This is a genomic window from Pedobacter sp. WC2501, assembly GCF_052682415.1.
In genome coordinates, this window is the sequence record NZ_JBQZFI010000001.1 from 5,153,680 (window position 1) to 5,165,722 (window position 12,043).

Below are 12,043 nucleotides of genomic sequence, written 5' to 3' on the forward strand. Positions count from 1 at the left end.
ATTGATTTGATTTAAATAAAATTTCCTTTGATTATCGCCATTATGAAGGCTTTTTAATATCAAAAGCAATTTTACAACGATTGCCAATAGCGTGCCGTTAAGCTTGCTTCGTTATTCGGAATGTGCGACAGCAGGGTATAAATTGATCAGAAAATTTGAGCAAAGGTCTGTCTGTTAATTATTATTATCCTCTCTAATAAACAAACAAGTACAAGATTAGCGCAACTTAAGGCAATTTGCAGAATGATTCCAGGCTTATTAAAAAAATAATTGGACTTATGCGCGACACCAATCGCGTATAATTAAATCGCTGATTAAATTGTAGCATCCTTAAGATTCCAAAAATAACATACAGAAGTTTTGCCAGACTAAATTTCAAAAAAGGAATTATGATGAATCAGATATATAAGTAGCTCAAGTCAAGCGAATTGAGGTTTGCCACCAGAGCGCTATCTTTTTACAAACCTAAGGCAGCCTTCAATTTCACATAGCCCGTTTTACTCACCGGCAACCAAATATCAGACTTTAACAACACCACATAACTATCCTTCTCTTTTAGCTCTATTTTAGTTACCTGAGCCAGATTAATGATGTACGATCGGTGTATGCGGATAAACTGACTCACATCAAGCGTTTGTTCAAAATAAGCCATGGTTTTGTTCTTGTAGAAAGCGCCATCAACTGTACTTAATTTCACATAATCATCATCAGCTTCTAAATAGTTGATATCGGCAACAGGAATAATCTTAATTACACCGTCTTTTTTAACCACTACCCTATTGTTTTGGGCGGGACTTAAAGCTGCAGCATCCAAAACAGCCTCTGTATTTTCTGTTTGATTTAATTTGCCTGGTACCTTTTTAAGAGCAGCATCGAAGCGCGACTTATCAATCGGCTTAAGCAAATAATCTACTGCATTAACTTCAAAAGCTTTAATGGCATATTCATCAAAAGCTGTGGTAAAAATTACCGCAGGTTTGTCTTCCACCAGTTCGAGCATTTCGAAACCACTAATTTTTGGCATCTGTATATCAAGAAAAATTAAATCAGGTTTATGTAAGGTAATGGCTTTTAAACCTTCAAACCCATCACCACATTCTGCTACAATCTCTATTTCTGCATGATCTGAAAGGTAATATTTTACAATATCTCTCGCTAAAGGCTCATCATCAATTAGTATTGTTCTGATCATTTTTTTGTGGAATTTTTAGGGTGGTAATATATAAATTATTTGCCTCAATATCGGTTTGTAATAAATGGGTATTTGCAAATAACAGATATAACCTGCGTTTAATGGCACTTAAACCAAATCCTGTACCGCCGGCAGCTTTCATCTCCGGATCGAAAGGATTTTGTACGCGCAACTGTAATATATTGTATTCTACAGTAACATCAACTTTAATGGTAATGCCTGCAGATGTATTATACAATCCGAATTTAATGGCGTTTTCTACGATAGGTTGCAATAATGTACCGGGCAAACAAAGATTTAAAGTATCTTCAGCAACGTTAACTTCAATGTTTAACCGATGGCTAAACCTTACTTTTTCGATATCGAGATACAGCTGAATATACTCCATTTCTTCCTCCACAGAAACCCATAATTCATCATCGCGTTTTAGGGTACCACGTAAAAAAGAAGCTAATTTTGTAATCATTACCCCCGCCTCTTTTGGATTAACCATGGTAAGTGCAAATACCGAATTTAAACTATTGAAAAGAAAATGCGGCTGTAACTGGTGTCTTAACTTATTTAGCTCAGCCTCTTTGGCTAAACTCTTAGCTGCCGATAGTCTTTCATGTGTTTCTGATTGTTCTTCTAACCTGTACCATAAAATATTAGCTAAGGCACACCAGGCTAAACACATAAAAGAAATTAAGCCCCTAAAGGCAAAAGAGAAATTGTAAAAATCTTTGTATTCTTTATAATCCGCAAAAATATAAAGCACGCTGTATTTAGCGGCATAAATAATTACAAATGTAAGGGCCAGCGTAATAATCAGTACATAAAGAATCCGTTCATTCTTTGGCTGATAATAACCCAGCATATTGCTTAGCCCTATACAAGCCAAGGCCAGCAAAAAGTTATTGGTTAAGCTATCGGTTATTGCTATCCACCAGGAAAAATTAACTACATAATGCAATCCGGCACCACACAATACAGTCCACACGATTGCAATGGTTAACGATACTTTCTGTATTTGCGGAACGGATAAAGGTCTAGTTGTCAAAATGATTTTGATTAGTTAATGATTTATTACGGTGCGCCAGCTTTTCCAGGTATTGTGCAACTGACTTAGGCTCAACAATCCTGGAACTTACTTCTACACCATCGGTAAGTTTTGCAACTTCCGATATTCCACCTACACCTAAAAACTTCCATGTTACTTTATCACCCTGGCAATTATTAAAAGAGGGATTAAAGTGTATGGCATTCAAATTAGCTTTGCTTAAGACTTGCTTTATACCTTCTGCCCGGATTAAACGCGTTTGTTCATTAAATTGGGGCATATGCTTGCCCTCACCACAAATTACCTGATAGATACAATTTACTGCAAACCATTTCATAGGCGATGTTTTATACTAATGTTTAGAAACTTTTAATTTCAATCCCGCCAAATAAAGCCGTCCCATCTAAGATCAATGTTTTTTTCAGCTCTGTAACCGGCATTACATGTGATCTTTTATCTTCAACGCTCCCAAAAAGTGCCGTTACGTTCGATTTTATTGCCCAGTTTTGTGGTACAATTAATTTAATTCCTCCAAAAACTGCCGTTACATCAAGCGATACTGTTTCAGGAAAATCGGCCTGGGTCATTACAATATCGGCACCGCCAAAAACGGCCGTAATATCGCCGCCCTGAAAGTTTTTGGTGTAAACCGTTTGATGGCTACCGCCAAAAATGGCCATTACATCAATAACATCATTATTATTTGCGGTCTTCTGATCGCTGGCCGCATCAAAATCAAAATCGGCTTTGTTTTTATCTTGACGTTTTTTCTTAAAACCAAAAGTATCCTTTGGTCTGATGATTAAAAAACCGCCTACTATCACTAAACCAATACCTAATGCATATTTAGATAGGTCGAGATCTAATCCAGGAATATTACATAAAGTATTGTAAGCACCGATTAAAATCAAAATCAGCCAGGCTATTCCTTTAAAGTTACGACGAACGCCAAGAAATATACCAAGTAAAATTAAAAAATTAGACCAACTGAATATCCACCTCGGAATCGCTAATCCCATATTGTTCAATAAAAATGCAAATCCGATGATGACTATGATGAAACCGCTCCAAACCCTCCCTGAGTTTTTAAGCGGGCTGTTATCGTTATTATTAATATTTTCCATTTGTGCTCGTATTTAATAATTCAAAAATATTGATAAGCACCCGATCATAATATAGGCAACATGCAAGAACTCGGTAAAAGGCGGTAAGTGCCCTTATTTTATCGGTGAAAATTATTTTGTTATTTTGATGGCATGAAATTTCTCCTATTAATGTTTGTTCTTGTTACTTCTACCTGCTTACATGCACAGGAAATGAGTAGCCATTATCAGATCTACGATATAAAAAAACAAAAATTGATATCGATAGACGATATTATTACTGATACGGAGCAGGCAGATGTTTTATTCTTTGGCGAAGACCATAACGATTCTATAGGTCATTATCTGGAAGCGGAGCTTTTTAGAAAACTCCATTCAAAATATCCATTAAAAACGGCGCTATCTTTAGAAATGTTTCATACTGATGTACAACCTGAGTTAGACGAATACCTGGCAGGATTAATATCAGAAAAAAATTTTATTAAAGAAAGCAGGGCCTGGGGAAATTATAAAGATTACAGACCTTTAATTGAGTATGCCAAACAGAACGGGTTAAAAGTTATTGCCGCAAATGCGGCAATACGTTACAGCAATGCTGTTACACTAGGCGGACTTAAGGTTTTAGAAAATTTCCCAAAAAAATCATTCAATTTTTTACCTCCCTTGCCTATTGATACGGCTCAGGGTAGATATTATGAAAAATTTACAGAAACTTTGGGTGGACACAGTATGGGCTCGATGAAAATTTATCAGACCCAAAATTTATGGGATGCAACCATGGCCTGGTCTATTAATAAGTTTATTAAGGCAAACAGGGGCATAAAGGTTTTTCAACTAAACGGGCGTTTCCATAGCGATGAAAAACTGGGGACTTTAGCAAAACTCCAACAATTAAATCCAAAATTAAAAATCCTGAATATTTCATCGTTTTCTGATGAAAGCTTTATCAACCCCAATTGGGAGAAATTTAAAAATCTCGGAGATTATATTATAATAACAGATCCAACGGTAAAAAGGAGTTATTAATCTGAATCAGTTAAAGGATGTTCAGCAGATATTTATCACTTGAGTCCTCACCCCGACGAAAGTACCTAAAAATAAGTTCTTAAAAATAAAAAAGCTCCGCAACCGGGACAAGTCTGCGGAACTTTATTTTTATGCTTTTGCTTTTAGTAAATCCCTGATTTCGGTTAAAAGCACTTCTTCTTTTGTAGGCACAGGTGGTGCGGCAACTGCTACGGCTTCTTCTTTCTTTTTCATTCTGTTAATTGCTTTAACCATAATAAAAACAATTAATGCCAATAGTAAGAAGTTGATCGCAACCGTAATAAAATTACCATATGCAAATATAGCAGCATCTGGAGCAGCTTTTTTGGCATCTGCCAACGATGCTCCCTCCGGGATAAGTTCTGATCCCTTACCCATTGCAAAGTAAATGCTGCTGAAATCTGGTTTACCCACCATAGCAGCAACTACAGGCATTATTAGGTCTTCAATTACACTGGTCACTATCTTACCGAAAGCTCCACCAATAATAACTCCGACTGCTAAATCAAAAGCATTGCCCTTAATGGCAAACTCTTTAAATTCTTTTACGAACCCCATACTTATTTTCGTTTAGTTTTATTTATTTACTAAAGTAGCAAACATTAAACTCAATACAAACGTTTAGCAAATTAATTTTAAAACCAAACATATCGATAGCATTTAGATCAAATCAGCATAATATCTGAAATCTATTGTTTATTTTTGCCGTATTCTTTTCTATTTAATATGCTAAAACAACACCTACAACAAAAATTATTACAAAAGTTATCACCACAACAAATACAGTTTATTAAATTGTTGCAGGTACCAACCGTTGCTTTAGATACCCGTGTAAAAGAAGAACTCGAAGAAAACCCAGCGCTTGAGGATCCAAGCTTAATGACTCAGGATGAGCCAAAGAGCGAATATGATGATCTAAATGATGGACCTGAAGATTACGAACAACCTTCAGAAGATACCAGCATGGATGAATTTAATGTAGATGATTATTTACAGGATGATTCGACCAACGATTACAGCACCAATTACAATAATGGCGACGACGATGAGGAGAAAAAAGAAACGCCAATAGCTATAGAAAGTACATTTTTTGAAAGTTTACAAGAGCAATTAGACCTTATTCCCCTATCCGATCAGGATTTTATTATCGGCAAACAGATTATTGGCAGTTTAGATGATGATGGTTATTTACGCCGTCCTTTGGGCTCCATGATCGATGACCTTGCTTTTTCTCAGAATGTTATTGTTGAGGAAGAGGATGTATTGGAAATGTTAAAACTGATCCAAAGCTTCGATCCTCCGGGCATTGGCGCAAGAGACCTGAAAGAATGTTTACTGATCCAGTTAAAAAGAAAAGATCCGAACAATCCCATTATAGTTAAAGCAATGAATGTTGTAGAAAACTATCTGGATGAGTTTACCCGTAAACACTACGATAAATTAGAAAAAAGTTTAGGTTTAGATAGCGAAGAGCTTAAAGAGGTGGTAAATGAAATTTTACGCTTAAACCCAAAACCAGGTGATGCCAACCAAGTTACGACTAAACAAATGCAGATTATTCCTGATTTCCACATCAGCAATAACGATGGCATATTAATTTTGACTTTAAATTCAAAAAATGCTCCTGAATTAAAAGTAAGCAGGTCTTACCAGGAAATGTTTGAGCATTATGACAAAGCTGCATCGAAAGATAAAAAGCTAAAAGAAGCCGTTCAGTTTGTTAAACAAAAATTAGATTCCGCCCGGTGGTTTATAGATGCGATTAAACAGAGACAACAAACTTTGTTAAAAACGATGAATGCCATTATGCACTATCAATATGAATATTTTTTAACGGCCGATGAGCGTAAAATGCGCCCGATGATCTTAAAAGATATTGCAGATAAAATCGATATGGATATCTCAACCGTATCCAGGGTGGCAAACTCTAAATATGTACAAACCGAATTTGGCACGTTCCTGTTAAAATCTTTCTTCTCAGAAGCTATACAGACCGAAAACGGCGAAGAGGTTTCGAATAAAGAGGTTAAAAAAATATTAGAAGACTGTATTGGCAACGAAGATAAACGCAAACCTTTGGCGGATGAAAAATTAACCGAAATTTTAAAAGAAAGAGGTTATAACATTGCCAGAAGAACGGTTGCAAAATATCGTGAACAAATGAATATTCCGGTAGCAAGGTTAAGGAAAGAACTTTAGTTCAGTTGGCAGTTTTCAATTGTTAGTTTCCAATATAAAGTTTACAGTTACTTATCTAAAGTATAGAATTTTAAATTGCCAACTGACAGTGTTGCGCTCCAAATATAAGTCCACGTTTGCAACGAGGATTAGTGAGATTCGCATTTGTAATGCGATTCAATGATAAATGGCGATAAAATCGCCCTTCTCGTACATCCTCGTTATAACCGAGGACGATGATGAACTACCACATTTTAATATAAGAAGGTACTTTATAGATATTATTCAGTAATAAACCCAACACGATTTCATGGCTGCCGTTGCTTACCTGGTTTAACTGCGAAGTGGTAAAATCGTAAGAATAAGTCAGGTTAACCATTTTCCCTATATTGAAACCTGCCATTGCAGCAAAAGAATCGTCTTTACGATAGCTCCCACCTAACCACATTTTATCTTTAAAAGCCATTTTCAGGTTTACATCAACAGACACAGGTGCTGGCGATACATATTTTACCATTATCGAAGGTATAGCTGAAATCTCATTATCTACAAAGAATTTATATCCTGCAGTAGCAAAATAATGCGGCACTTCTTTACCCAGATTATAGTTATTATCGCCTGTGAAACTTAATTTCTGAGGTAAAATTTGCTGTACAGAAACACCTGCGAACATCCTGGCACCATACAACCATAAACCAATACTCAAATCTGGCTTTACCTGATTAATCAATGCCCTATTCATAATCGGATCTATTGGCGTATCGAAAGTAAGCGCGTTTACATCTAACGAAATACTCGAAATACCTGCTGCCACACCTGCCGAAAGATTAAAATTATTACTTAGCTGTAAATGATAAGCATAGGTAACATTGGCATCCAATCTTTTTATCGGGCCAGTTTTATCTAAAACAGCGGTTACCCCCATTCCATGGTGTGATGGCGAAGACATGTAGTTTTGCATGTAATTCCGGTCCATCGGATTCCCTGTTTGCTCCGGAAAAGAAGTTAGTGCATTACTCCATAGCTGATTATCGCCCAGTGCCCAATTTGCCGATACAAACGAAGTTTGAGGCGCATCGGTAATACCCGACCATTGTTTACGGTAACCGGCTTTAAAATCGAGGTAATTTTCAATTCCTGAGAGCGCCGGATTTAGCAGATACTGATTAAAAATGTATTGCGTATACTGTGGCTTTTGCTGTGCAAATGCGTTAAATGTTGCAAAAAGTGCAAATACAATGATGAGCTTCTTCAATTTATCTGATTATAGTGAGCGGTCCTGTTATTGTTTTTCGTCCGTTACGCGGGTTGATGATATAATAATAAACACCTACGGGAAGCGGTTGATTTTGGTAATTCCCATCAAAAGGAATTTTATATCCAGTGCTAAAAAACACCCTATTTCCACTTCTGTTAAAAATTTCAACAGTAGCATTTGGATAAGATTCTAAATATTTAATAATCCAGGTATCGTTTACATTATCGCCATTTGGCGTAAAGGTATTAGAAGGATTTAAAACCTGCAATACTTTCACCAATACTTTTGAGGTGGTGGCACAACCATCAGGCTCTGTGGTTGCTGTAAGCGTATACTCTGTATCGTTATCTGGTGATGCAATCGGGTTTAATACATCCGTTTTATTCAGGCCTGTAGCAGGCGACCAGTTATATTTCAAATTAATGCCCTTAGCAGTTGCCGGAATTTCAATCTGTCCACCAGCCAAAATGTATATTAATGCACCTGCATCGGCCACGGGAGATGCATACACTTCAATGGTTTTACTGATTGAAGAAGAACAACCATTATCTCCTGTAAATGTATAAGTGATGGTATGTGGGCCAAGTCCGGCGATTTTAGGATTAAAAGTTCCGTCGGCCTTTATACCATCTCCAGCATATTCACCACCACCTCCAGTCACTTCTTCCCCGGCTTTCTGCTTTCCCTGTGTAATAAGCACCGTTCCATCACCTTCGCACACAGCTGACATATCTTCAAATATCAATTGTGGAACTGGTTTTAAGGTAACTGGTTTCTCTACTTTTTCAAAACAGCTTTCACCCGAATAAGCCACCAGTCTGATATTAAAATTTCGATTTGTAGTACCGCCAAAAGTATTATACTGAATCTCTATATCGCTATCATCAGGATAAGGAATGGTTTTATAAATACTGGTTTCATTCGGATAATCCCTATAAATCTCAATTTTTGTAATCTTACCAGCAAAAGTAGTAGATGTATTTTTTATGATTACCTTATCGCTCACACAAACATTATCTTTTATGGTATCAAAATCAGCAGTTTTAACCGCCCCGTTAACAGTGAAGGTGAGTGTTTTTGACATTTCGCAATCATCTCCATTTTTAACAATTAAAGCCACGGTATAATCACCAGTAACAGCAGGCGAAAAAGAACCATCAAAATCAGTTGAGGTTCCTACTAAATTATTATCAAAAGTAAATGTCCAATGAGCGGTTAAACCTGTTGTACTTCCATCTGCATTTTTTGATTTATTTGTAAATTTTGCCACACCATCATCCAAACAAAAATCAGGCAGTTCAAAATCTGCAGATTGTGGATTAATTATGCTTACTATTTTGCTTTTTTCACTAACACATCCTTTATCGCTTTCAGTAGTTAGTGTGATGGTATAAGCACCAGTGGCATTGAACTGGTGGACGGGATGCTGCTCAGTTGAAGGAGTGCTTCCGTCGCCAAAATTCCAGGCCCACTTTACGATAGTTCCAGAATTTTCTATTGTCGATTTTTCAGTTAAAAGAATCGGTTTGCCTACACATAAACCTTTTACATCAAAATCGGATAAAGGTTGAGGGTTAATCACAATTGGAAAGGCCGAGGATGTTTCAGAACATTTTGAATCTGTTGTAGCCGTTAGAACTACGTTATAAGTGCCTGGGCGATCATAAATATGAACAGGATTCTGTTCAGGAGATGTTTTTCCATCTCCAAAATCCCATAACCACTGTGTGATGCTCCTCGAATTTGAATTGGATTTACTTTTATCGGTAAATTGAACACCACTGGATTGGCAACCGGCAGCAGGTAATTCGAATGCGGCAGTAGGCTGATTATCGACCGAAAAATCGATAATCAATTCTTCAGTATTACCACAATTATCAGCATTGGGCTTAGTTGCAACCACTTTAAACTGATAATCGCCTGGATTCGGATAATTCAGGTCGTTTGGATATCGATAGGTATAATAAGTATTAATATCATTAGGCCTGGTAAAAGTCTTTATCGCTACGGGATTTTCATCTATAAAGCGCGCTGCGCCCTGAATTTCCCAATCCAATTTAGTGGCCTGATAGGGCAAATTAATGGTTAAGCTAATTGGCTCTCCTAAACATCCGCTGGTTATAGATTGACCGGTAACACTACTGGTAGGCTGGAAAGTAAAGTTCTGAATATTAGCTCCAGCGAGATAAGCATACGATTCGACAGCACCGTAGCCATACGAAATTGCAGAGAAACCGCCAGCAGCTGATAACCTGTGTTGGGGCTGTGTATTAGTCACGTCAATTATAGCATAGCTAAATACATTATCAATAGCAGTAAAATTATTCACCGGATTACCATCAAGTCTAAATGAGGCTATATCCACTGTTTTAATAATTACATTCAGAAAATACCTGGTGATCTGGGTAGGGACTCCTACAGATCCCAAATCAGAAAAAACCGTAATATTATTTAATGTTTGCTCTACAGGATTAAGAACGGTTATTTCAGGATCTCCCAAATATGGGCCTCCCTGCCTCGTATCGGGTGAATTGTTTGGATTGCAGGTTTGCGAAGTTTGATATTGCGCAACAGAAATGGATTTTGAACCTGAAATTACATTTGCCGTGGAGGAAAAAAATGTAACCACCGCACCCTTGCTGTAAGGATTAGAAAGAGGAGTTCCGTTGGCATTGGTAGTACTCCCATTAACCGTTAATATGGTATTATCATCAGCAACAATTATCCTTATAATATCGGTATTACCATGAAGAGTATTGTAAAAAGGTGCTGTAACAAAATTTTTTCCCCATGCAGCAACCGGAAAAACCTGCTGATACAAGTTATCGCCTCCACTTGGATTACGTCCATTACCTTCATTACAAAATGCAGCCCAGGTATTTCCCGTAAATACCGCTACAGGATTACAGTTTAGGGCTTTAATGTGGCTTCCTGTTAAATCACCAACAGATTGATACTGATAGATATCACCTTTATTTAATTTGATGGTAAATGTGTTATTGGCGGTTCTTCTTCCAGATCTTTCGTTTTGTTTAGGCGTAATTTCTATATCTGTATTGTTAGCTGTTCCTACAATTGTAAATTGCGAAAATCCCTGTTGATTTCCATGGTTTTCATAGCTAAAAGTATAGTATTCTTGTCCAAGTGTGTTTGTTGGCAATACCAAAGTACCGCCCGTACGGGCATTATTAGAAATAATACTATACAATGATATCGCTTTAGTGGTAACTACGTTAATGGCTTTATTGGGTTCTATTAAATTGGAGCTCCCAATTAATATATCATATGTATTTGGATCAATTACGAATGGTAAACAGGTATTTGCCGGAATAGTGGCGCCAACTGGAGATACCAGGATCCCCCCGATATAAACTTTATAGTCAGTAGCTTGATCTGCAGATAAAAACAAGGTTAATCTGGAGTTATTGCCATCAATATGCCCTGCATAAGGGATATAAAAATCTTTCCCCTTATTTGATGTGTTTTGGGCAAAAGAAAAAAACTTTGTAAAAAGCAAAAAAAACAAGACCAATAACCAATGCCTATTCATTACCTATCAGCCTAGTACGAAAACGTTATACATGTTATTTGATATAGACATGCAATATAGCATTAATCAAATCACAAGAAAAAACAATTATTGGAATTTTAACAATTTAAAATTGAAAAGTACCTTTCGTGTAATAAACCCTAAGCGTAGTGTGAAAAAATTTCGCACAAAAACACAAGTGCTCTGAAAAATTCGAAATAAAAAGAATATAAAACCAAAAAGCCACCTTATTACGGTGGCTATATGATAAAAATTCAGTTATTTCCCTGGTCAGACTGGTCGCCGCTACCATATTTCTCTGAAAAATCTTTGGCCTTTTCATCTGCCTCATGATCACTATGCGCTTCAGGTTCCAGATTCTCATCTAAACGATCGTTCCAGTTATCGAGTCCCTTATCAGGATTTTCAGCATTTTCTTTGGTAAAATCTGATTTTGATTTGGCCAGGTCTTGTTTTTGATTTTCCATATTGGTATTTATTTATGGTAAAACAGCGACTATAAAGGAAAGTTTCATTTACAAAAATTATTTAACTGGTGGCTCATTTTTGGCATCCTTAAATTCTTTTACACTCTTCCCTATCCCCCTCATTAATTCGGGTAGTTTCTTGCCACCAAAAATAAGGAGGATAACCACGCCGATTAAAATAATTTCTATTGCAGACATATCGTTATATT

At 36.7% G+C, this 12,043-nt stretch carries 11 protein-coding genes; 2 read left to right on the plus strand and 9 right to left on the minus strand.

Going from position 1 to position 12,043, the window contains the following annotated elements; genetic code table 11:
* Positions 1-457 precede the first annotated feature (457 nt).
* From ACUN24_RS21695 to ACUN24_RS21710, 4 genes are read right to left on the minus strand one after another with little or no spacing between them, the layout of a single operon-like run.
* Positions 458-1,192: a LytR/AlgR family response regulator transcription factor gene (locus tag ACUN24_RS21695; RefSeq protein ID WP_445564415.1), complete on the minus strand. Its 735-nt coding sequence runs from the start codon at positions 1,190-1,192 to the stop codon at positions 458-460.
* On the minus strand, positions 1,170-2,231 hold the full coding sequence (locus ACUN24_RS21700; protein WP_244095085.1) for a sensor histidine kinase: 1,062 nt from the start codon (positions 2,229-2,231) through the stop codon (positions 1,170-1,172). The genes ACUN24_RS21695 and ACUN24_RS21700 overlap by 23 nt, the downstream gene beginning before the upstream one ends.
* The gene (locus tag ACUN24_RS21705) at positions 2,221-2,568 is read right to left on the minus strand and encodes a DUF4288 domain-containing protein (protein ID WP_445564416.1); all 348 of its coding nucleotides are present in this window, start codon (positions 2,566-2,568) and stop codon (positions 2,221-2,223) included. The genes ACUN24_RS21700 and ACUN24_RS21705 overlap by 11 nt, the downstream gene beginning before the upstream one ends.
* A gap of 22 nt (positions 2,569-2,590) precedes the next feature.
* Entirely contained in the window at positions 2,591-3,355 is a 765-nt protein-coding gene (locus tag ACUN24_RS21710; RefSeq protein WP_445564417.1) for a LiaF transmembrane domain-containing protein, read from the minus strand.
* Between the two features lie 132 nt (positions 3,356-3,487).
* Between ACUN24_RS21710 and ACUN24_RS21715 the strand changes: the two genes are divergently transcribed.
* Positions 3,488-4,360 (plus strand): ChaN family lipoprotein, encoded by an 873-nt coding sequence (locus ACUN24_RS21715; protein ID WP_445564418.1) that lies wholly within the window; start codon positions 3,488-3,490, stop codon positions 4,358-4,360.
* 129 nt (positions 4,361-4,489) lie between these two features.
* Here ACUN24_RS21715 and mscL read toward each other — a convergent pair whose 3' ends face one another.
* Positions 4,490-4,939, minus strand: coding sequence for a large conductance mechanosensitive channel protein MscL (gene mscL, locus ACUN24_RS21720; RefSeq protein WP_193420285.1), 450 nt, complete (start codon positions 4,937-4,939; stop codon positions 4,490-4,492).
* A 168-nt stretch (positions 4,940-5,107) separates the two neighbouring features.
* Here mscL and rpoN point away from each other — a divergent pair, with 168 nt between their 5' ends.
* The gene (rpoN, locus tag ACUN24_RS21725; RefSeq protein ID WP_121284696.1) at positions 5,108-6,580 is read left to right on the plus strand and encodes an RNA polymerase factor sigma-54; all 1,473 of its coding nucleotides are present in this window, start codon (positions 5,108-5,110) and stop codon (positions 6,578-6,580) included.
* Positions 6,581-6,803: 223 nt separating this feature from the next.
* On the opposite strand, the gene ACUN24_RS21730 is transcribed toward rpoN, so the two are convergent.
* The 4 genes from ACUN24_RS21730 to ACUN24_RS21745 form a co-directional block, all read right to left on the minus strand.
* Positions 6,804-7,814 carry a PorP/SprF family type IX secretion system membrane protein gene (locus ACUN24_RS21730; protein WP_445564419.1) on the minus strand — a complete coding sequence of 337 codons (1,011 nt, stop codon included), beginning with the start codon at positions 7,812-7,814 and terminating at the stop codon, positions 6,804-6,806.
* A 1-nt stretch (position 7,815) separates the two neighbouring features.
* On the minus strand, positions 7,816-11,367 hold the full coding sequence (locus tag ACUN24_RS21735; RefSeq protein WP_445564420.1) for a PKD domain-containing protein: 3,552 nt from the start codon (positions 11,365-11,367) through the stop codon (positions 7,816-7,818).
* A 254-nt stretch (positions 11,368-11,621) separates the two neighbouring features.
* On the minus strand, positions 11,622-11,834 hold the full coding sequence (locus ACUN24_RS21740) for a hypothetical protein (RefSeq protein WP_445564421.1): 213 nt from the start codon (positions 11,832-11,834) through the stop codon (positions 11,622-11,624).
* Between the two features lie 57 nt (positions 11,835-11,891).
* A complete protein-coding gene (locus ACUN24_RS21745; protein ID WP_084153034.1) occupies positions 11,892-12,032 on the minus strand; it encodes a Sec-independent protein translocase subunit TatA/TatB in 141 nt (46 codons plus the stop codon).
* Positions 12,033-12,043 lie beyond the last annotated feature (11 nt).